The sequence below is a fragment of the Streptomyces sp. ATexAB-D23 genome (assembly GCF_000373645.1).
GTDB classification, from domain to species: Bacteria; Actinomycetota; Actinomycetes; order Streptomycetales; family Streptomycetaceae; genus Streptomyces; species Streptomyces castrisilvae.
In genome coordinates, this window is sequence record NZ_KB892005.1 from 106,660 (window position 1) to 127,320 (window position 20,661).

Sequence of the window (20,661 nt, forward strand, 5' to 3'; positions counted from 1 at the left end):
TGCCGGGGAAGAGGGAGGCGTACGGATATGGAGAGCGGGCCCGCTGTCTTCGCCGGAACGGCGTTCGTGCTGTTCGGTGCGGCACTGCTGCTGTGGACGGGGGCGCGCGTGCTGCACCGCGCGCCGGTGGCGTACCGGGTGAGCCCCGCTGTTTCCACCGCACTCGCCACTGTGTTCGGCGTACTTTTCCTCGTCCTCGGGGTGTGGTGCCTCGGCCGCGTCTGAGCCCGCGCCCGCAGCGCGCGACCGGTCGCGCCCCGTCGGCATGTTCCCTCCGGCCGCTGGGAACACGCCCGGGATGTCCGCCCCTCGTCCTCGACGTAGGACGGCCAGGACGCCGCCGAAACCCGCAGGCAGCGGCCGTGCGCATGGCGGACCGAGTGGGCCGGGCGGCAGGAATGGCGGAAGTCGGGTTACCGTTCGAGTGGCCGTTGCGGGCTTTCGCCGTTTGACACGGGGGCGGGTTGTACCGTCACACTCCGCAGCGACAGCACTGTCGGCAGCGCCCCTCGCGCTGCCCTGATGCCCACCGAGCGTCGACCGGAGAGAAGAGCGAAGTTGTCCCCGACCAGCGAGACCGCACAGGGCGGCCGCCGACTCGTCATCGTCGAGTCGCCTGCCAAGGCGAAGACGATCAAGGGCTATCTCGGCCCCGGATACGTCGTCGAGGCGAGCGTCGGGCACATCCGCGACCTCCCGAACGGCGCCGCCGAGGTACCGGACGAGTACACCGGCGAGGTGCGCCGGCTCGGCGTGGACGTCGAGCACGACTTCCAGCCGATCTACGTCGTCAACGCCGACAAGAAGGCCCAGGTCAGGAAGCTGAAGCAGCTGCTGGCCGAGTCCGACGAACTCTTCCTCGCCACCGATGAGGACCGCGAGGGCGAAGCCATCGCGTGGCACCTCCAGGAAGTGCTCAAGCCCAAGGTCCCGGTCCACCGGATGGTCTTCCACGAGATCACCAAGGACGCGATCCGGGCCGCCGTCGCCAACCCGCGCGAGCTGAACCAGCGCATGGTCGACGCCCAGGAGACCCGCCGCATCCTCGACCGCCTCTACGGCTACGAGGTCTCGCCGGTTCTGTGGAAGAAGGTCATGCCGCGGCTGTCGGCCGGCCGCGTCCAGTCCGTCGCCACCCGCCTCGTCGTCGAGCGGGAGCGCGAGCGCATCGCCTTCCGCTCCGCCGAGTACTGGGACCTGACCGGCACCTTCGCCACCGGGCGGACCGGTGACGCCTCCGACCCCTCGACGCTCACCGCCCGCCTCAGTGCGGTCGACGGGCGCCGCATCGCGCAGGGCCGTGACTTCGGTCCGGACGGGCAGCTCAAGTCCGCCTCGGGCCAGACGCTGCACCTGGACGAGGCGAACGCCCGCGCGCTGGCCGCCGCGCTCGCCGATTCCGCGTTCGCCGTGCGGTCCGTCGAGTCGAAGCCGTACCGCCGTTCCCCGTACGCCCCCTTCCGTACGACGACCCTCCAGCAGGAGGCGAGCCGGAAGCTGGGCTTCGGGGCGAAGGCCACCATGCAGGTCGCGCAGAAGCTGTACGAGAACGGCTTCATCACTTATATGCGTACCGACTCCACGACCCTGTCGGACACCGCGATCTCCGCGGCCCGAGCCCAGGTGACGCAGCTGTACGGGGCGAACTACCTGCCCGACAAGCCGCGCACGTACGCCGGCAAGGTCAAGAACGCGCAGGAGGCGCACGAGGCGATCCGCCCCTCCGGCGACCGCTTCCGTACCCCGGCCGAGACCGGTCTCACCGGCGACCAGTTCCGGCTCTACGAACTGATCTGGAAGCGGACCGTCGCCTCCCAGATGAAGGACGCGGTCGGCAACTCCGTCACCGTCAAGATCGGCGGCCGGGCGAGCGACGGCCGGGACGCCGAGTTCTCCGCGTCCGGCAAGACGATCACGTTCCACGGCTTCATGAAGGCGTACGTCGAGGGCGCCGACGACCCGAACGCCGAGCTGGACGACCGCGAGCGGCGGCTGCCGCAGGTCGCCGAGGGCGACGCGCTGTCCGCCGACGAGATCTCGGTCGACGGCCACGCGACCAAGCCGCCGGCCCGTTACACCGAGGCCTCGCTGGTCAAGGAGCTGGAAGAGCGCGAGATCGGCCGCCCGTCGACGTACGCCTCGATCATCGGGACGATCCTCGACCGCGGCTACGTGTTCAAGAAGGGCACGGCCCTCGTGCCGTCGTTCCTCTCGTTCGCCGTGGTCAACCTGCTGGAGAAGCACTTCGGCCGGCTCGTGGACTACGATTTCACGGCCCGCATGGAGGACGACCTCGACCGCATCGCACGGGGTGAGGCCCAGTCCGTGCCGTGGCTGAAGCGGTTCTACTTCGGTGCGCAGGAGGGGGACGAATCGGCCGGTGCCGGAGCGGCTTCCGACGCGGGCAACGGCGACGGCGACCACCTCGGCGGGCTCAAGGAGCTCGTCACCGACCTCGGTGCGATCGACGCCCGGGAGATCTCCTCGTTCCCCGTCGGCAACGACATCAAGCTTCGCGTCGGGCGTTACGGCCCGTACATCGAGCGGGGCGAGAAGGACGCCGAGGGCCACCAGCGCGCGGACGTCCCCGAGGACCTGGCCCCCGACGAGCTGTCCGTCGAGTACGCGGAGGAGCTGCTGGCCAAGCCGAGCGGCGACTTCGAACTCGGCGCGGACCCGGTGAGCGGGAACCAGATCATCGCCAAGGACGGGCGCTACGGGCCGTACGTCACCGAGGTGCTGCCCGAGGGCACGCCGAAGACCGGCAAGAACGCGGTGAAGCCGCGGACGGCGTCGTTGTTCAAGTCGATGTCGCTGGACACGGTGACGTTGGCCGACGCGCTCAAGCTGATGTCGCTGCCGCGGGTGGTCGGCGAGGACGCCGAAGGTGTCGAGATCACCGCGCAGAACGGCCGCTACGGCCCGTACCTGAAGAAGGGCACGGACTCGCGGTCGCTCACCTCCGAGGACCAGCTCTTCGACATCACGCTCGAAGAGGCGCTCGCGATCTACGCGCAGCCGAAGCAGCGGGGCCGGGCCGCGGCCAAGCCGCCGCTGAAGGAGCTGGGCACCGACCCGGTGAGCGGGGCGCCGGTCGTCGTGAAGGACGGCCGTTTCGGGGCGTACGTCACCGATGGGGAGACGAACGCGACGCTGCGCACCGGTGACAGCGTCGAGGACATCACCCCTGAGCGGGGCTACGAGCTCCTCGCCGAGAAGCGGGCCAAGGGGCCGGCGAAGAAGAAGACAGCGAAGAAGGCCGCGGCCAAGAAGGCGCCTGCGAAGAAGGCCGCGGGGGCTGCGAAGAAGACCGCGGCGAAGAAGACGACGGCGAAGTCCGCGGTGAAGAAGGCGGCCGTGAAGAAGACGGCTGGGGCTGTGAAGAAGGGTGCGGCTTCGGAGGACTGAGGTCGCGGGGGCCTTCGGTGGGTGGGGCGGTTGGGGGTGCGTGTCCGCTGGGTGCGGCGTCGGGGGTGGGCGCCTGCGGCGGGCTTCCCCTCCCCGCCCCTTCCCGAAACCGGGGCTCTGCCCCGGGGCCCGTGCGGGGCTTTGCCCCGGACCCCGCGCCTCAAACGCCGGCGGGGCTGGGGGTGCGCGGGGTTCTGTCCCGGGCCCCGTGCTTCAAACGCCGGCGGGGCTGGGATGGCCGGCCGGAGTGGCCGGAGTGGCTGGCGGCGCGGTTGGTGGGGTTGGAGCGGCGGGGGCTGGAGGGTGAGGCTCTGCCCGGGGGGCCAGGTGGCAAACGTCGGTGGGGGCTCGGGTTCCGGGGGTGTTGCGGGCGTATGTTCGGATGCGGGACGCGAGCGGGGGGAGCGTCCCGATAGGCTGGGCGGATGACGCGAGCCGAGCAGCCTACGGTCGTGAGCCCCACCTCCGACACACTTGCCGCAGACTCACGCGAGCGCGCCGTACGAGCCTTGTTGCGTGTTCCCCCGCTGAAGCGGTTGTGGAGCGCCCAGCTCGTCGGCAGTACCGGCGATGCACTCGCCCTTCTCGTGCTGGTGTTGCTGTCGCTGCAAGCGGCGGTCCTTGAGGGCTCATTCGGGTCCGGATACCGCGGGGCGGCCTTCGCCGTCGCCGCCGTGTTCGGGGCCCGGATTATTTCCACCTTGCTCTTCGGAGCCGTACTTCTGGGGCCTTTGACGTCCCTGACCGCACCCGGCGGGCCGCTCGACCGGCGATGGCTGATGATCGGGGCCGACGGGCTGCGGCTCGCGCTGCTGGTCGTCGCGCCCCTGTGGATCGACTGGACGCCCGCCAACGCGCTCACGATGATCCTGGTCACCGTCTTCGTGACGGGGGCCGCCGAACGCCTGTGGACGATCGCCAAGGAGAGCGCGGCCCCCGCGCTGCTGCCCGCCCCGCCGATCGAGGGTGCCGCCGTGCGCCCGCTGCCGGACCACCTCGGCGCACTGCGCCGGCTCTCCCTGCGTACGGACTTCGCGGCCATTCCCCTGGCCGCGGCCGTTCTGCTGGTCGCCACGGTCATCGGCAATCTGCTGGGCTCAGGGCTCGACTGGTTCTCCTTCCACCAGGCGGCCCTCGGCTCGTACGTCGCTGCCGGTCTGTTCTCCGCCTCCATCTCCACCCTGTACTTCCTGGAACTGCCCGGTAGGCAGACGCCCCGCCCGCGCTCGCCGCTGGAGGGATTGCGGCGGCCCGCCGCGGGGAACGGCCCGGACAAGGGCCGTACCGGAGCCATTCCGCTGATCGTCGCCACCTGCGCGGCCGTCGCCGGAGTCATCGCCGCAGCGGCCGCGGTCGCCGTGCTGCACGCCACCGATCTCGGCGGCGGTCCCGTCACCCTGGCCCTGCTGATCCTCGCCCTGACCGGCGGTACCGGAGTCGGTATCCGTACCGCGCAGAAGGTGCTGCCGACCCTGTCGCGGCGGCGGCTGCTCTCACTGGCCACCGCCGTCACGGGCATCGCCCTCCTGGCGATGGGCCTGGTGCCCGACACCGCGACCGTCGTCCTGCTCGCCGTACTCGCCGGGTACGCGGCGGGCGTCGCCGCGAACACCGGTCATGTCCTCGTCGACCAGGAGACCGAGGAGACCCGCCGTACCAGGACCGCCGAACACCTCCAGGCCGTCGTCCGCGTCCTGATAGCACTCGGTGCGGTCGGCGGCCCCCTGGTGGCCGCGGCCATCGGCACCCACCGGCTGACCGTGGGCGACTTCGTCTTCGCCCACGGCGGCGCGGCGTTCACGCTGATGCTGGTCGGCGCCCTGCTGCTGCCGGTCGCCGCGATCGTCCTCGCCAAGACCGACGACCGCTCCGGCGTACCGCTGCGGCGTGACCTGCGCGAGGCACTGCGCGGCGGCGACCCGGCGGTCGCACCCGCCGCGACCGGCTTCTTCCTCGCCCTGGAGGGCGGCGACGGAGCGGGCAAGTCCACCCAGGTCGAGGCGCTCGCCGAGTGGATCCGGGCCAAGGGCCACGAGGTCGTCGTCACCCGTGAGCCGGGCGCGACCCCCATCGGCAAGCGGCTGCGCTCCATCCTGCTCGACGTGTCGTCGGCCGGGCTCTCCAACCGGGCCGAGGCCCTGCTGTACGCCGCCGACCGCGCCGAGCACGTCGACTCGGTCGTCCGCCCGGCTCTGGAGCGCGGCGCGATCGTCATCTCCGACCGCTACATCGACTCGTCCGTCGCCTACCAGGGCGCGGGCCGCGATCTGGCGCCGACCGAGATCGCCCGGATCTCGCGCTGGGCCACGGGCGGACTCGTCCCGCACCTGACGGTGCTCCTGGACGTCGCCCCGGAGACCGCCAGGGAGCGGTTCACCGAGGCACCCGACCGGCTGGAGTCCGAGCCGCCCGAGTTCCACGCCCGCGTGCGCTCCGGCTTCCTGACCCTGGCCGCCGCCGACCCGACGCGCTACCTCGTGGTGGACGCCGGCCAGGACCCCGAGTCGGTCACCACCGTCGTACGCCACCGGCTCGACCAGTTGCTGCCGCTCTCCGAGGCCGAGATCAAGGCCCGTGAGGAGGCCCGCAAGGCCGCCGAGGAGGAGGCCAGGCGCCGCGCCGAGGAGGAGGCCGCGCGCAAGGCGGAGGAGGAGCGCCTGGAGCGCGAACGGCAGGAGCAGCTCGCCAAGCTCCGTGCCGAGGAGGAGGAGCGCAAGCGCCGCGAGGAGGAGGAAGCGCGCCGCCGGGAGGCCGAACGCCAGGCGGAGGAGGCCCGGCAGCGTGCGGAGGAAGCCCGCCGGGTCGCCGAGGAGGAAGCCCGGCAGCGTGCCGAGGAGGCCCGCCGGGTCGCCGAGGAGGAGCGGGCCCGCCGCGAGGCCGAGGAAGCCGCCTACGAGGCCGAACAGGCCCGGCTGCGCCGCCAGGCGGAGGAAGACGCCCGGCTGCGGGCGGAGGCCGAGGCCAAGCGGCTGGAGAAGCAGCGCAAGGCCGAGGAGGCCCTGCTGCGTGCCGAAGCCGCACGCCGGCAGGCGGAAGCGGAGGCGGAGGCCGCTGCGGAGCGGGCTCGTGTCCAGGCCGCTCAGGAGGCGGAGGCGGCCCGGCTGCGGCAGGAGGCCGATGAGCGGAACTCCCGGGACTCCTCGCCGTCCGGGCCCGACAACGAGCTGACGGTGCCCACCCCGATCGTCAACCCGAACGAGGTCACCCAGCCGGTGGCCTCTCCGGTGGACCGGCCGTCCGACGAGGCCGAGACGACGATGCTTCCGAAGTTCTCGGACGCGCCCGAGGCTCCCGGTTCCGCCGACGAGACGACGGTGCTCCCGGCGGTGCGGGACGCGGGCGAGGACTCCGGACCGGGTACGGGCCGGGGCTCCGGCCGCGGCGGCGCACGGGCGTCCGACCCCGCCGACCGGGTACCGCGCGGCATCTTCCGGGACGAGCGCCCGGCCGGCCCCGCGGAGGGCGAGAACGAGCGCACCCGCGAGCTGCCGCAGATCACCGACCCGCATGCGGAACCGCGGCAGGCCGAGGACCAGCAGCCCCGTTCCCGCCGGACCCGGCGCCCCCGCCCCGACTGGGCGGAGGAGACCCCGCTGGACGACCTGCCCAGCCTGGCCGACGAACTGCTGGGCGGTCATGACGACGAGGGCCCGGAGCCCTCGGGCGGCCGGGGACGACGGCCGCGGCGCTGAGCGGTTGAGTCGTTGAGCTACGAGCTACGAGCTACGAGCTACTGAGCCACTGAGCCACTGCCACTGAGCTATTGACCGTTGAGCGGCTGGGTCGCTGACCGAAGTCCGGGGTCGGGAGTCCGGAGTCCGGAGTCCGGTACGGCTGTGGTGCTGGATCCGGGAGTCCGGGTACGGCCCCGAGTCCGGGTACGGCCCCGAGTCCGGGTACGGGTTCGGCTACAGGCTTGGGTTCAGGTTCACGTTCGGGCTCGGGCTCGGGTTCAGATTTCGGGATGCCGGATGCGCCGGTGGTTCCGCCCCGCGAACGGGGGTGGGGCCACCGGCGTCCGCCTTTTCGGGCCCGTCCCCGCACGCGTTGTCAGACCCGTCCTCCACAATGGAAGCCGGATCGACGAGAGCCATACGTGGTCGCGCCGCCGCTGCCCCACGGGCGGTGGCGCGCCCGCAGATATCTGAAGGGCGGTGCCCCATGTCCGTATGGGACGACCTGGTCGGCCAGGACCGGGTGCAGGAACAGCTGGGCGCCGCCGCCCGGGATGCCGACACGCTGGTCACCGCCGACGCCGCGGGGGAGACGGTGGAGACCGGCTCGAAGATGACGCACGCCTGGCTGTTCACCGGCCCGCCGGGCTCCGGGCGTTCCACCGCCGCCCGCGCCTTCGCCGCCGCCCTCCAGTGCACCAGCCCGGACCGCGCCCTGGGCGGGGCGCCCGGCTGCGGCTTCTGCGACGGCTGCCACACCGCCCTCATCGGTACGCACGCCGATGTCGACGTGATCCGTACCGACCTGCTCTCCATCGGTGTGAAGGAGACCCGTGAGCTGGTGCGCCGCGCCCAGCTCTCGCCGGCCGTCGGGCGCTGGCAGGTCATCGTCCTGGAGGACGCCGACCGCCTCACCGAGGGCGCGGGCAACGTCCTCCTGAAGGCGGTCGAGGAACCCGCGCCGCGCACGGTGTGGCTGCTGTGCGCGCCCTCGCTGGAGGATGTGCTGCCGACGATCCGCTCCCGGTGCCGCCACCTCACGCTGCGTACGCCGCCGGTCGACGCGGTCGCCGATGTCCTGATCCGGCGGGACGGCATCGATCCGGAGCGGGCCGAGGCCGCCGCCCGCGCCACGCAGGGGCACATCGGCAGGGCGCGCCGCCTCGCCACCGACGAACGGGCCAGGGCGCGCCGGGCCGCCGTGCTGAAGCTTCCGCTGCGTGTCGAGGACATCGGGGGCTGCCTCAAGGCGGCGCAGGAGCTCATCGACACGGCGACCGACGATGCGAAGCAGGCGTCCGAGGAGACCGATGCGAAGGAGACGGAGGACATGAAGGCGGCGCTGGGCGCCGTCGCGGGTGGCCGCATGCCGCGCGGTACGGCGGGGGTGATGAAGGAGCTGGAGGACAAGCAGAAGCGCCGCAAGACCCGTACCCAGCGCGACAGTCTCGATCTGGCGCTCACCGAGCTGACCGGCTTCTACCGTGACGTGCTCGCCCTGCAGTTCGGCTCGCGGATCGCCATAGCCAACGCCGACGCCCAGGACTCCCTGGACCGGGTCGCCCGCTCGTCCACGCCCGAGCGCACGCTGCGCCGGATCGAGGCGGTGTCCGCCTGCCGCCGGGCCCTGGACCGCAATGTGGCACCGCTGCTGGCGGTGGAGGCGATGACGATGGCCCTGCGCGCGGGCTGAGGCAGGGACGGAGCGGGGGGCCACTCCACTCCCGTCCGATCTGCCGTCGAATCACCCGAAAGAGCGTGGAATCGGGCGGACGGCGGAGCGGCGGCTACGCTCCGGGCATGCACACCAGGCGCCCGTTCCGCACTCTCGCCCTCGCGCTCGGCACTGCCGGCCTGCTCATCTCCGGGTGCAGTAGTGGAAGCTCGTCATCAGGTGCCTCGTCCCCCGCGCAGGCGGCCTCCGTCTCCCCCTCGCCCGTGCCGGCGGCCCTGAAGTCGTACTACGCCCAGCACCTCAGCTGGCGGGACTGCGGGGTGAGCGGATTCCAGTGCACGACGATGAAGGCGCCGCTCGACTACGCGAAGCCGGACGGCGGGGAGATCAAGCTGGCCGTCTCGCGGAAGAAGGCGACCGGCCCCGGCAAGCGGATCGGCTCACTCCTGGTGAACCCGGGCGGCCCCGGCGGATCGGCCATCGGCTATCTCCAGGGCTATGCGGCGATCGGCTATCCCGCCCAGGTGCGCGCCCGCTACGACATGGTGGCCATCGACCCGCGCGGCGTGGCGCGCAGCGAGCCCGTCGAATGCCTGACCGGTCCGCAGATGGACGCCTATACGCAGGTCGACCAGACACCGGACGACGACGCCGAGGTCACAAAGTTGAGCGGGGCCTTCAAGAAGTTCGCCACGGGTTGCGAGAAGCGTTCCGGTGAGGTCCTGCCGCACGTCTCGACGGAGGAGACGGCCCGGGACATGGACATGCTGCGCGCCCTGCTCGGGGACGAGCACCTGAACTACGTCGGGGCGTCGTACGGGACGTTCCTGGGCGCGACGTACGCGGAGCTGTTCCCCGGCCGGACCGGCCGCCTGGTCCTCGACGGGGCGATGGACCCCTCGCTCTCGTCCATCGAGCTGAACCGGGACCAGACGGCGGGGTTCGAGACGGCGTTCCAGTCCTTCGCGCAGGACTGCGTGCGGAAGTCGGACTGCCCGCTCGGCACCACGTCCGCCGACGAAGCGGCGACCCGGCTGAAGAAGCTGTTCACGGAGCTGGACGCCAAGCCGATCCCCACGGGTGAGTCCCGCGACCTCGGTGAGTCCCTCGCTACCACGGGCGTCATCGCAGCCATGTACGACGAGTCGGCCTGGCCCCAGCTCCGCGAGGCCCTGACCGCGGCCGACGCGGGCGACGGCTCCGGCCTGCTCGCCCTGGCGGACAGCTACTACGAACGCGAGCCGAGCGGTGAGTACGCCAACCTGATGTACGCCAACGCCGCGGTGAACTGCCTCGACCTCCCGCCCGCCTTCGCCACCCCCCAGGACGTCACCAAGGCCCTCCCCTCCTTCGAGGAGGCCTCCCCGGTCTTCGGCGAGGGCTTCGCCTGGGCGGCCCTGAACTGCGCCTACTGGCCCGTCCCCGCCACCGGCACCGCCCACCGCATCGAGGCCGAGGGCGCCGCCCCCATCGTCGTGGTCGGCACCACCCGCGACCCGGCGACCCCGTACCACTGGGCCGAGTCCCTGGCCGACCAGCTCTCCTCCGGCACCCTCCTCACCTACGAGGGCGACGGCCACACCGCGTACGGCCGGGGCAGCGACTGCATCGACACGGCCATCAACACGTACCTCCTGGAGGGCACCCCGCCGCCGGCCGGCAAGAAGTGCTCCTGACCCCCATCGGGCCCCTGACCTGCGCCTACGCCACCGCTGAGGGCTGGTGCGGAGCACCCCGGGAAACTGTGTAGACTTGGCTCCGCTGCTGATCGCATCATGGTGCGAACAGGGCGCGCCGCCTTAGCTCAGTTGGCCAGAGCAACGCACTCGTAATGCGTAGGTCTCGGGTTCGAATCCCGAAGGCGGCTCAGTTGAACCCCAGGTCACACACCTCGTGACCTGGGGTTTTCGCGTTCGGTCGATGTGGTCGGGGAAGGGTGGGGTTCCCCGGTTTCGCGGTGTGGCAGGGGCCTCAGGGCATGTCGTGGAGGAATTCCCACAGGGCGGACAGCAGTTCCGCCGGGGCGTCCTCCTGGACGAGGTGGCCGGCGTCGGGAATGGTGCGCAGTCGGGCGCCGGGCAGCGCGTCGGCCAGTTCGTATGCCTTGGTCACCGGGATCCAGGTGTCGTTCTCGCCCCAGCAGACCATAACCGGGATCTCGACGTTCGGGTACAGCGGCTGGACCTCGTCCGTGTACCGCTGGTCGGCCTGGGCGATCTGCCGGTAGAAGGCGGCCTGGCCCACTTCGGTCAGCCAGGGGGCCGCCAGCAGTTCGGCCGTGGCGGGGTGCAGGCCACGGCTGCTGGCCGAGCTCAGGTACTCCCGCAGTAGAGCGGCGTGCAGGGCCGGCGGGAGCTGTTCGAACACGTCGGCGTGCCGGCCGACCAGCCGGAAGAACGGCGAGCCCCATGGTGCCAGTGCGACCGGGTCGACGAGTGCCAGCCCCCCGTAGGGGACGTCGTGCAGCAGATGGGCGCGCAGGGCGACGGCCCCGCCGAAGTCATGGGCGACCACCGTAGGCGCGTCGAGCCCCCAATGCTCCATCAGTCCGGTGAACACCTGGCTCTGCGCGGCCAGTGAGACGTTCTGGCCCTCGTACTGCTCCGATGTCCCGTAGCCGGGCATGTCCCAGACGTACACGGGGTGTTGGTGGGACAGGGCCCGCGCGATGTCGCGCCAGACGAAGGAGGAGAACGGGGTGCCGTGCAGCAGTACCACCGGAATCCCGTGCTCCGGGCCCAGCCGGTCCCAGCGCACCTCGCCGATGTCGCTACGAAATGACTTGGTCAACTTCCAGTCGGTCACGGCTTTCTGATCCTTCATTCGTCCGAGTGCTCGCATCTCGGCAGGGCGGACATTCCGGCAGTCGGGAGCAGTGGGGCGGTGCGCGTGGTTCGGTGCGTTGTTATGGGGAATCCCGCTTGCGGCGGCGGTGTGCCGCCACCCGTGTGCGTGACGCGCAGGTGGTCGAGCAGTAGCGCTGTGCCGCGCCCGGTCCGGTGCCCAGGTAGAGGTTCGCGCAGTTGGGCGCGGCGCATTCGCCCCAGGTCGCGCGGCCGTTCTCACTGATGATCTGCGCGAGGGCCAAGGCGCTCGAAGCGGTGAACCAGTCGTCCCAGCCGGAATCCTCGCCCCGGTCGAGGTGCAGGTGCCAGGAGTGTCCGTCGTGGCGGGAGAGCCGCGGGCGGGCGTCGGAGCCGGCCAGCAACTCGTTGACGGTGAGGGCGGCCCGGTCCGTGTCGGTCAGGGTCAGGATGCGGGCGACTCGTAGGACGGCGGCCCTGAGCCGCTCGGCGTCGGCCGTGGAGAACGCCGTCGCCGTGAGATCCTCCGGGCGCTCCCCGTGCCGGGCCAGCAATTCGGCCAGAGCCTCACGAGGCAGTGCCGGGTCCCCGCGCAGGGCATTCGCCAGGTCGACCAGCCGCTGCGCCGGGTGGAAGCCCGGACGGATCGCCGTGCCGCTCACGGTTTGTCCTTTCCTCGCCTCGTTCACCGGATCCGAGTGGGGATCGATCCATGAAGTCACTGTAACGCGTTTGTATTCTAACCCGTTACGGCCTGGAGGGTGCGTACGCTCATCTCGACGACACCGCGAGGTTTGTTGCCAACACCGGTCTCCTCGTCGGGCTGGGCCCCGAGGCCCTGCTCATCGACGCGGGCTTCGGCCCCGGTCCGGTACCCGACGACCCGTCCGACCCCGCACCCGGCGCGGTGCACGGCGGCCGGCTGCCCGTCGGCCTCGCCCGCCTCGGCCGCCGTCCCGACGCCGCTGCCCGTCGGCGTCGCTCGCCTCGGCCGCCGCCCCGGGACCGTCGGCTTCGGCATCCACTTCGCGGACGTCGTCTTCGGGCGTGTGGTGGGCGACCTCCGGGTCCCCGTGTGAGCGACCGCTCAAGCGGTGTAGCCGAACCAGTCGAAGTGGACGGTGCCGCTCGCGGCGTACAGGCCGATGACGCGGCCGGTGAAGCCGCCGGTGACCTCGGTGGAGAGGTAACGGCCGTCCAGGGTGCCGAGCGTGGTGAAGGTGCCGTCCGGTTCCTCGAAGCCCAGGGCCACCGTGTCCGGTCCGGTGCAGGGGCCGTGGGGCGGTTCGGTACGGGTCACGTCGATGCCGAGGACCAGGGGGCCGGGCGGGGCGGGGTGGGAGGCGACCACGGTGCGCAGGGGGCCGATGCGGGCGATCAGGCGGACCTCGCCGCCGCCCGTCTCGATCGCGTAGTGGTGCAGTTCGTCCAGCCGGACCGCGAGGCCGCCGCAGCCGTCCGCCGCGTCGGCCAGGGTGCGGGCCCGGCACGACAGGTGCTGCTGGCGGCGGCCGACGAACACCGCGTCCGGGTCGTCCAGGGTGCCGCCCCGGCCGTGCAGCGTCAGCCAGCCGGGGCGCTCCTTCGTACCGCACCGGCCGGCCGTCGAGCGGCGGGGCGAGATCCAGTACGGGTACGGCTCGGCGAGGTCGAAGTCGTCCCGGGCGGGGGCGGCGGGCGCGGGGACCAGCGGCCACGGGGGCGCCGGCAGGTCCGGGGACAGCTCGCCGACGACGGGCCAGCCGTCCACCCAGGTCACCGGGGCCAGGAAGGTCTCCCGGCCGAGCACGTGCCAGCCGGGGGAGCCGCCGCCCGGACGCACGCCGAGCAGTACCAGCCACCACGAGCCGTCGGGGCCCTGCACCAGGTCGCCGTGGCCGGTGTTCTGGATGGGGTGTTCGCGGCCGCGGTGGGTGAGGACCGGGTTGTCCGGGCACGGCTCGAACGGGCCGGACGGTGAGGGGCCGCGCGCGATCGAGACGCCGTGGCCGCGTTCGGTGCCGCCTTCGGCGATGAGCAGGTACCAGTGGTCCCCGATCCGGTACAGGTGCGGCGCCTCCGGGGCCTTCGAGCCCGGTGTCCCGGACCAGATGCGGCGGGGTTCGCCCAGCGTCTGGCCGGTCCGCGGGTCGATGCGGACCTGGGAGACCCCCGCCACGGTGCACCAGCAGGTGCCGTCCTCGTCCCAGGCCAGGTCCGGATCGATGCCCGGGACGCCGGGCAGCGGGACCGGATCGGACCAGGGGCCGGCCGGGTCCGTGGCCGTGAACAGCAGGTTGCCTACGACGACGTTGGTGACGATCAGCCAGAAGCGGCCGTCGTGGTGGCGGAGCGTCGGCGCGTAGATGCCGCCGGACGACCGGGTGTCCGCCGGCAGGTGCAGCTGCTCGGGCCGGTCCAGGACGTTGCCGATCTGCGTCCAGTTGACCAGGTCGCGGCTGTGGAAGAGGGGGACGCCGGGGAAGTACTCGAAGCTGGAGCACGCCAGGTAGTAGTCCTCGCCCACGCGGCAGACGCTGGGATCGGGGTGGAACCCGGGGATGACGGGGTTGCTGACCGTCGTGCTCGTCTCGTCTCGGACTGGTGGCATGGCATGACATCCGTTCCTGTACGTCGAGCGCGTGCTGCCGGAGGAGGAGGCGAGCGGCCGAGCGTTGCCTATCGAAGCGCTTCGATCAGTGGCGACAGTAATGACCTCGTGGCTCTGCGACAAGGGGGCGGAAGCGCTTGCGTCCCGGTCCATCGAGACGTCACGCCGTACCTCCGTTGCTCTTGAGCAGCTGGCCGTTGACCCACTGGCCCTGCGGTGAGCAGAGGAAGTCGACCAGGTGCGCGGTGTCCCGTGGAGTGCCCAGGCGGCCGAGCGGGGTCTCGCGCGCGAGGGTGCCCGCCAGCTCCTCGGTCATCCAGCCGGTGTCCACCGGGCCCGGGTTGATGACGTTGGCGGTCACGCCCAGGTGGGCCAGTTCGTGCGCGGCGGCCAGGGTGATGCGGTCCAGGGCGCCCTTGCTCGCCCCGTACGGGAGGTTGCCGACCGTGTGGTCGCTGGTGAGCGCGATGATCCGGCCCGACCCGGCGGGGGAGCGGAAGCGGAGCCCGTACTCCCGGATCAGCAGCCAGGTGGCGCGGGCGTTCACCGCGAAGTGCCGGTCGAAACTCGCGAGGGTGGTGTCGAGCAGCCCCGAGTCCACCGACTCCGCATGGCTCAGTACGAGCGCGGTGACGGGTCCCATGCGGCGCTCCGCCTCGTCGAAGACCCGGGTCGGGGCGTCGGGGTCGATGAGGTCCGCCTCGATGGCCGCGGTGCGGGCACCGTGCTCGGCGAGGGACGCCTCGATGGCGGCTGTCGCGCCGCGCTCCTCGCCCCAGGTCATGCGCCGGTCGTACGGCGTCCAGTAGGTGAAGGCGATGTCCCAGCCGGAGGCGGCCAGTTGGCGCGCGATGCCCGCGCCGATGCCGACCGTGCGGCCGACCCCGGTGATCAGGGCGACCGGGCGGGGCGGGGCGGGCGCCGGGGTGGCGGCGGGGGCGGGCTGTGCGGCCGGCGTGGGTTGTCCGGGGGTGGGCTGTGCGGCTGTTGTGGGCTGTCCGGGTGTGGTCACGGGGGCTGATCCTGCTGGACGAACTCCCCTCCCGGCAACGGAATTCGGGCTGTTCTCCCTCAGGTCGTACGGCTCAGGAACGGCGGCGCAGGACCGCGGTGCGGGCCTTCAGCAGGTTCGGCACCAGGGAGTAGACGACGGCCGGCACGACGATCCCCGTGATGACCAGGGTGCGCAGGAGCACCGGGAAGCCCTTGACGTAGGGGCCGACCAGCAGTTGCACGACGGTCAGGGCGGCGAAGACCGCGATCCAGGTGAGCACGGCGCGCGTGTGCACGGAGGGCGGCGCGGGCGGCTGGGCGGTTGTGGTGGAGGTGATGGATGCGGTGGTGGGGCGGGTGGCGGTGGTCATGTGGAGTCCCATCCGGTGGGGTGGTGTGGAGGCGTGGAGGCGTGCGGAAGGTGGCGCCCGGCTGGTGCCGGGGGCGTCTGTGTGTCGCGATCCACTGTGCCAACCCATCGGTTGGGAGTCAACCATCTAGTTGGTTGGAACCTGTGCGAAGCCGTTCTACGCTGGTCCCATGACCCCGGACACGACCCACACCAAGGAACGGCTCCTCGCTGCGGCGAAGGAGGAATTCGCGGCATACGGAATCGCCGGAGCGCGCGTCGACCGCATCGCCGGACTCGCCGGCGTGAACAAGGAGCGGATCTACGGGTACTTCGGCAACAAGCAGAAGCTGTTCGACGCCGTCGTGGGGCGTGCGCTGGACGAGCTGGCCGAGGCCGTCCCGCTCAAGGGCGGCGACGATCCGGCGGAGTACGTGGGCCGGGTGTACGACTTCCACCGGGACAATCCGGTCCTCGTCCGGCTCTTCTTCTGGGAGGGCCTGCACTACCGCGACGGCGTACTGCCCAACGAGGAGCGGCGCCGCGGTCACTACGAGGAGAAGATCGCCGCCCTGGCCGAGAGCTTCGGGACCGAGGCGTCGCCGCAGGTCGCGGCCTGCCTGCTGAGCCTGATCGGGCTCGCCGCCTGGCCCAACGCGGTGCCGCAGCTCGCGCGCCTCGTCATCGGTACCGAAGCCGGGGCCGACGGTGCTCCCGACCTGCGCGCCCATGTCGTGGCCTTCGCCCGCCAGGCCCTGTCCGGAGTCCAGCCCGCCACGCCGACGGCCTGAGGCGAGCCGCGCGGGTGGGCGGCCCGAGGCGAGCCGCGCCCCGGCCGGGTGCAGGACCCGGACCGGGCGGCTGATGGTCCTGGTCATCGCCCTGGTGCATACGGGGATCGCGCCGGCCAACACGCAGGTGGTGGCGGCATCGGACCGGGTGCGCGACGTCGCCGTACTCCGCCTCGCCGGGGCGAGGGGGCCGCAGGTGCTCCGGCCGGCCGGAGCGGCGGCGCCGGCCGTGGTCGCCGTGGGGGCGCTGCTCGGCGGGGCGGTGGCCGCGCTGAACCTGCTCGGCGTACGCGGGGCGCTCGGCTTGCTCGGCCTGCGCTCCCCGGTCGTCGTCCCGTGGGACGTCATCGGCCCGGTAGTGACGGTGAGCGGGGTTCCGGCGGTGGCCTTCACCGTGCTGTCCGCCTCGCTCTCCCTGCGTACGCGGTCGGTCGGACCGGTGCTTCCCCGGCGGAGTCGGGGGGCTACGTGGCGAGTGAGGCGACCAGCTCCGCCGCCTCGGCGATGAGTCCCGTCTCCGCCGGGCTCATCGTCGGATTGAGGGTGCGGCGGGTGGCCGCGTCGGCGAGGTGGCGGGCCGGGATGCCGTCGTCGGCGGCGGCCAGGAGTGGGACCAGGGTGGTGACCAGCACCCGGGCGTCCACCGCCGCCGGATGGGCCGGATCGACGGCCACCTGCGCCAGGATCAGCGCCGACATGGCCCGGTCCAGGGCCGGCGGGCCCTCCTCGCTGTTGCTCCAGTCGATCACGACCGGGCCGTCCGCCGTCAGTATCACGTTGTCCGGGTGCAGATCGAGGTGCAGGACGCGGTCCTCGGGGTCGGGCGAGAGCCGGGCCGGCACCGTGTGCAGATCCGCGAGCAGACCGGCCAGCAGAGCGGCCCCCTCCTCGGCGCCGACCGCCCCGGACAGCAGCGACTCCAGCATCGTCGGACCGTGCAGGCGTTGCAGGACCAGGTCGCCGGGCCGGGCCGACGGGGGCTGCGGGCCGAGCCGGGGGACCGGGTAGCCGGAGGCCGAGAGGTAGGACATGACGGGCAGTTCGCGGGAGGCGTCCATCCCGGCGCGGTAGCGCCGCAGGACCCACGCCTCGTCCAGCTCGTACACGTCCGCATCGCGTCCGCTGCCCAGCAGTTGGCCTATTCGCATGACAGGAACCTACTTGGGCGCATCGCCCCGGGGGAGTGCGGGCCCGGACCCGTCACTTCGCGTCCGAGTAGCGCTCCACCACGGCCGTGGTGAACGGGAAACGGACCGGCGTCTCACCGAAGGCCGTCCGGCCGGCCAGCTCGGCGGCCTCCCGGATCGCCGTCACCACCGCCCCGGTCTCCTCCAGCGGGCAGTGCACGATCACCTCGTCGTGCTGGAAGAACACCAGCTCCGCCCGGAGCCCGGCGGCCGCCACCGACCGGCGCAGCGCCGCCAGGAGGAGCAGCGCCCAGTCGGCGGCGCTGCCCTGCACCACGAAGTTGCGGGTGAACCGGCCGCGCGCACGGGCGTCGGTGGAGGCGTAGCCCGGCAGGAAGCCGTAGCCCGTGGGCCGTTCGGACCCGGCCGGGTCCGACTCGGCTTCCTCCTGGGGGATTCCGGCTTCGCCGTCCTCCCCGTGGCCGGCCGCGGGCGGGCTGGTGCGGCCCAGCCAGGTGCGTACGAGACGGCCCTCCTCGCCGGCCTTCGCTGCGTCGTCCACATAGGACACCGCGCGCGGGAACCTGCGGCGCAGGGCCGCCAGATTCTTCAGGCCGTCGCCGGAGGTCTGGCCGTAGACGGCACCGAGGAGCGCGACCTTGGCGTGGTCGCGGTCGCCGTGGAAGGCGCGGTCGGACAGCGCGGTGTAGAGGTCGCCGTCGTGTCCCGCCACCTCCATGAGGCCGGGGTCGCGGGAGATCGCGGCCAGCACCCTCGGCTCCATCTGGTCGGCGTCCGCGACGACCAGGCGCCAGCCCGCGTCGGCGACGACGGCCCGCCGGATCACCTTGGGGATCTGGAGCGCCCCGCCGCCGTTGGTCGTCCACCGCCCGCTGACTGTGCCGCCCGGCTGGTACTCGGGGCGGAAGCGGCCGTCGCGGACCCAGTCCTGGAGCCAGCTCCAGCCGTGCGCGGTCCAGATCCGGTACAGCTTCTTGTAGGCGATGAGCGGCGCGACCGCCGGGTGATCCAGCGCCTCCAGCTCCCAGCGGCGCGTCGAGCGCACCTTGATACCGGCCTGCGCGAACGCCTTCACCACATCGGCGGGCAGGTCCGGGCGCACCCGGCGGCCGAACGCGGCGGACACCTCGTCGGCCAGCTCGGCCAGCCGGCGGGGCTCGCCGCCGCCCGCGTACCGCTCGCCGAGCATCTCGTGCAGCACCTCACGGTGGACGTCGGCCCGCCAGGGCAGGCCCGAGCGGTTCATCTCGGCGGCGACCAGCATGCCCGCCGACTCGGCGGCCGTCAGCAGGCGCATCCGGTCCGGCCGGTCCGTGGCGTCATGGCGGGCGAGCTGGGCCGCGTACACCTCGACCAGCGCGTCGAAGGGCAGCTCGGGGCCGGAGGACGGTTCGAACAGGGAGGACTGGGAGCCGGGCACCGCCGACCGGGGCGGCGGATCGGGCGGCACCGGGCCGCCGCGCAGCCGGGCCAGGGCGGCCGCGGCGGAGCGGGGCTCACCGAGCCTGCCCTCGTGGCCCAGCAGCAGGGACTCGGCGACCTCCACGTCGTAACAGCGCTCGACCCGCACCCCGGCGGCGAGCAGGCGCGGATAGACCTCGGGCGTCGAGCGCCACACCCAGCGGGTGACGTCGGGCCGGGAGCGGACGGCCGCGGCCACGTCGGGCTCGGCCAGGACCGGGCCCGCGGGCAGGCCCGCGCGGTCCAGCGGAGCGAGCCGCGCACCCCCGCCCTCCGTGACGGCCAGCGCCCAGCGTTCGGTCATACGGCCGAGTCTGGCACCCGCCACTGACAACGCCGGCCGGACACGGGCGCCGCTCGCGGTCCGCCCGCGCACCAGCCGTGGATCAGCCGCGCACCAGCCGTGGATCAGCCGCGCACCAGCCGGGCACCAGCCGCGCACCAGTCGTGGACCAGCGGTGGATCAGTCGTGCGCCGCCCGCGCGTTCGATATCCACAGGGTGTGGATGAATCCTGTGCATCCCGCCCCGCCTACCCTGACCTCATGGAACCGGTGATCGACCAGGCGTTCGCAGCCACCCTCTATACGGACGACGACGCCGGTCTCGACACCGGTGCCTCGCTGCTCGCCGCCGCCCCCACGGCCGACGCGGAGCTGGTGCGCCGGGGCGAGGAGTTCGTCCGGCGGGCCTGGGAGCGCGGCTGGCTGCCCGCCGATGTCGTCCGCGTCGTCCGCCGCGATCTGGACGAGCACGCGGCGGGGCTGGCAGCCGGGCTGATCGCCGCCGAGGTCCGGCGCTACCCGGAGCTGCCGCCGCGCTGGCGGTCCCAGCTGGACGAGCTGCCCGCCGCACCGCCCTGGGGCCGGCCCGACCGGTTCTCGTACGCCTCCGCACTGCTCGGGCTCTACCGGCTGCTGCTCGCGCTGCCCGTCATCGAACCCGTCGGGCCGCCGCCCGGTGCGGCGCGCGAGGCGCTGTACCGGCCGCCCGTCGCGGGCGAACCCCGCATGCTGACCCGTATCCGCGCGTTGCTGGCGAAGGCGGAGGCGACCGGGTTCCCCGAGGAGGCGGAGGCGCTCTCCGCGAAGGCGCAGGAGCTGATGGCCCGGCACAGCATCGACGAGGCCCTGCTCGCGGCCCGTACCCACGGCGACCGCACGCCGGGCGCGTGCCGGATCGGTGTGGACGCCCCGTACGAGACGGCCAAGGCGATCCTGCTCGACGCGGTGGCCTCGGCGAACCGCTGCCGGGCGGTGTGGAACAGCGACTTCGGCTTCACCACGGTCGTGGGATTCGAGGCGGACCTGGAGGCCGTGGAACTGCTCCACACCTCGCTGCTGGTGCAGGGCACCGCCGCGATGACCCGGGCCGAGGCCGGGCAGCGGGCCGGCGGACGCAAGCGGACCAAGACGTTCCGGCAGTCCTTCCTGATGGCGTACGCCCAGCGCGTCGGTGCCCGGCTGGCCGACGGCACCGCCCGCGCCACGGCCGAGGCCGACGCGGAGGGCGGCGCCGGGGGCGGCGCGGGCGCCGGATCCGGGCTGCTGCCCGTGCTCGCCGCGCGGGACCTTGCGGTCGGCGACACCGCCGAGAAGATGTTCCCCCGGACCACGACCACCCGGGTCAGGGGCGCCACCGACCTGGACGGCTGGAACCACGGCACCCGGGCGGCCGACCGGGCCCGGATGGGCGGGGGGACTCCGGAGATCCGGGGCTGAGCCGGGGGTCGGTGATCCGGGGCTGAACCGGGGGGCCGGAGATCCGGG

General features: G+C 72.7%; 16 protein-coding genes and 1 tRNA gene. 9 read left to right on the plus strand and 8 right to left on the minus strand.

The features are described from left to right. The first annotated feature begins 27 nt into the window (after positions 1 to 27). The 6 genes from B082_RS0107370 (at position 28) to B082_RS0107395 (ending at position 10,624) form a co-directional block, all read left to right on the plus strand. Entirely contained in the window at positions 28 to 225 is a 198-nt protein-coding gene (locus B082_RS0107370) for a hypothetical protein (RefSeq protein ID WP_018551169.1), read from the plus strand. 333 nt (positions 226 to 558) lie between these two features. Beyond that, entirely contained in the window at positions 559 to 3,408 is a 2,850-nt protein-coding gene (topA, locus tag B082_RS0107375; protein WP_018551170.1) for a type I DNA topoisomerase, read from the plus strand. 425 nt (positions 3,409 to 3,833) lie between these two features. Then, the gene (gene tmk / locus B082_RS0107380) at positions 3,834 to 7,100 is read left to right on the plus strand and encodes a dTMP kinase (RefSeq protein WP_199783771.1); all 3,267 of its coding nucleotides are present in this window, start codon (positions 3,834 to 3,836) and stop codon (positions 7,098 to 7,100) included. Between the two features lie 469 nt (positions 7,101 to 7,569). Beyond that, positions 7,570 to 8,775: a DNA polymerase III subunit delta' gene (locus tag B082_RS0107385; protein ID WP_018551172.1), complete on the plus strand. Its 1,206-nt coding sequence runs from the start codon at positions 7,570 to 7,572 to the stop codon at positions 8,773 to 8,775. A 107-nt stretch (positions 8,776 to 8,882) separates the two neighbouring features. After that, the gene (locus B082_RS0107390) at positions 8,883 to 10,433 is read left to right on the plus strand and encodes an alpha/beta hydrolase (RefSeq protein ID WP_026249525.1); all 1,551 of its coding nucleotides are present in this window, start codon (positions 8,883 to 8,885) and stop codon (positions 10,431 to 10,433) included. A 117-nt stretch (positions 10,434 to 10,550) separates the two neighbouring features. Beyond that, positions 10,551 to 10,624 (plus strand) — tRNA-Thr (locus tag B082_RS0107395). Between the two features lie 104 nt (positions 10,625 to 10,728). On the opposite strand, the gene B082_RS0107400 is transcribed toward B082_RS0107395, so the two are convergent. The 6 genes from B082_RS0107400 to B082_RS0107425 form a co-directional block, all read right to left on the minus strand. After that, a complete protein-coding gene (locus B082_RS0107400) occupies positions 10,729 to 11,562 on the minus strand; it encodes an alpha/beta fold hydrolase (RefSeq protein ID WP_026249526.1) in 834 nt (277 codons plus the stop codon). 100 nt (positions 11,563 to 11,662) lie between these two features. Beyond that, positions 11,663 to 12,223 (minus strand): CGNR zinc finger domain-containing protein, encoded by a 561-nt coding sequence (locus B082_RS0107405; RefSeq protein ID WP_018551175.1) that lies wholly within the window; start codon positions 12,221 to 12,223, stop codon positions 11,663 to 11,665. Positions 12,224 to 12,300: 77 nt separating this feature from the next. After that, the gene (locus tag B082_RS0107410; protein WP_018551176.1) at positions 12,301 to 12,582 is read right to left on the minus strand and encodes a hypothetical protein; all 282 of its coding nucleotides are present in this window, start codon (positions 12,580 to 12,582) and stop codon (positions 12,301 to 12,303) included. A 66-nt stretch (positions 12,583 to 12,648) separates the two neighbouring features. Continuing rightward, complete coding sequence (locus B082_RS0107415; RefSeq protein WP_018551177.1) at positions 12,649 to 14,151, minus strand: glycoside hydrolase family 43 protein; 1,503 nt, start codon at positions 14,149 to 14,151, stop codon at positions 12,649 to 12,651. Between the two features lie 160 nt (positions 14,152 to 14,311). After that, positions 14,312 to 15,163 carry an SDR family oxidoreductase gene (locus tag B082_RS0107420; protein ID WP_018551178.1) on the minus strand — a complete coding sequence of 284 codons (852 nt, stop codon included), beginning with the start codon at positions 15,161 to 15,163 and terminating at the stop codon, positions 14,312 to 14,314. Positions 15,164 to 15,236: 73 nt separating this feature from the next. Then, complete coding sequence (locus B082_RS0107425) at positions 15,237 to 15,515, minus strand: hypothetical protein (RefSeq protein ID WP_018551179.1); 279 nt, start codon at positions 15,513 to 15,515, stop codon at positions 15,237 to 15,239. A gap of 169 nt (positions 15,516 to 15,684) precedes the next feature. Here B082_RS0107425 and B082_RS0107430 point away from each other — a divergent pair, with 169 nt between their 5' ends. Both B082_RS0107430 and B082_RS0107435 read left to right on the plus strand, forming a co-directional pair. Further along, positions 15,685 to 16,284: a TetR family transcriptional regulator gene (locus B082_RS0107430; protein ID WP_018551180.1), complete on the plus strand. Its 600-nt coding sequence runs from the start codon at positions 15,685 to 15,687 to the stop codon at positions 16,282 to 16,284. Between the two features lie 73 nt (positions 16,285 to 16,357). Beyond that, positions 16,358 to 16,792 (plus strand): hypothetical protein, encoded by a 435-nt coding sequence (locus B082_RS0107435; RefSeq protein WP_018551181.1) that lies wholly within the window; start codon positions 16,358 to 16,360, stop codon positions 16,790 to 16,792. Here B082_RS0107435 and B082_RS0107440 read toward each other — a convergent pair. Both B082_RS0107440 and B082_RS0107445 read right to left on the minus strand, forming a co-directional pair. Continuing rightward, on the minus strand, positions 16,749 to 17,432 hold the full coding sequence (locus tag B082_RS0107440) for a phosphotransferase (protein ID WP_026249527.1): 684 nt from the start codon (positions 17,430 to 17,432) through the stop codon (positions 16,749 to 16,751). The two genes, B082_RS0107435 and B082_RS0107440, sit on opposite strands and share 44 nt — an antisense overlap. 52 nt (positions 17,433 to 17,484) lie before the next feature. Then, a complete protein-coding gene (locus B082_RS0107445) occupies positions 17,485 to 19,197 on the minus strand; it encodes a bifunctional 3'-5' exonuclease/DNA polymerase (protein WP_018551183.1) in 1,713 nt (570 codons plus the stop codon). A gap of 240 nt (positions 19,198 to 19,437) precedes the next feature. On the opposite strand from B082_RS0107445, the gene B082_RS0107450 reads away from it, so the two are divergent. Beyond that, a complete protein-coding gene (locus B082_RS0107450) occupies positions 19,438 to 20,613 on the plus strand; it encodes a DUF2786 domain-containing protein (RefSeq protein WP_018551184.1) in 1,176 nt (391 codons plus the stop codon). The last annotated feature ends 48 nt before the right edge of the window (positions 20,614 to 20,661 follow it).

Bases quoted from the DNA above. Each gene is read 5' to 3' on its own strand.
- B082_RS0107370 (WP_018551169.1), top strand. From the start codon at position 28: ATGGAGAGCGGGCCCGCTGTCTTCGCCGGAACGGCGTTCGTGCTGTTC.
- tmk (WP_199783771.1), top strand. From the start codon at position 3,834: ATGACGCGAGCCGAGCAGCCTACGGTCGTGAGCCCCACCTCCGACACA.
- B082_RS0107385 (WP_018551172.1), top strand. From the start codon at position 7,570: ATGTCCGTATGGGACGACCTGGTCGGCCAGGACCGGGTGCAGGAACAG.
- B082_RS0107390 (WP_026249525.1), top strand. From the start codon at position 8,883: ATGCACACCAGGCGCCCGTTCCGCACTCTCGCCCTCGCGCTCGGCACT.
- B082_RS0107410 (WP_018551176.1), bottom strand. From the start codon at position 12,582: ATGCCGAAGCCGACGGTCCCGGGGCGGCGGCCGAGGCGAGCGACGCCG.
- B082_RS0107415 (WP_018551177.1), bottom strand. From the start codon at position 14,151: ATGCCACCAGTCCGAGACGAGACGAGCACGACGGTCAGCAACCCCGTC.
- B082_RS0107425 (WP_018551179.1), bottom strand. From the start codon at position 15,515: ATGACCACCGCCACCCGCCCCACCACCGCATCCATCACCTCCACCACA.
- B082_RS0107430 (WP_018551180.1), top strand. From the start codon at position 15,685: ATGACCCCGGACACGACCCACACCAAGGAACGGCTCCTCGCTGCGGCG.
- B082_RS0107435 (WP_018551181.1), top strand. From the start codon at position 16,358: ATGGTCCTGGTCATCGCCCTGGTGCATACGGGGATCGCGCCGGCCAAC.
- B082_RS0107440 (WP_026249527.1), bottom strand. From the start codon at position 17,432: ATGCGAATAGGCCAACTGCTGGGCAGCGGACGCGATGCGGACGTGTAC.
- B082_RS0107445 (WP_018551183.1), bottom strand. From the start codon at position 19,197: ATGACCGAACGCTGGGCGCTGGCCGTCACGGAGGGCGGGGGTGCGCGG.
- B082_RS0107450 (WP_018551184.1), top strand. From the start codon at position 19,438: ATGGAACCGGTGATCGACCAGGCGTTCGCAGCCACCCTCTATACGGAC.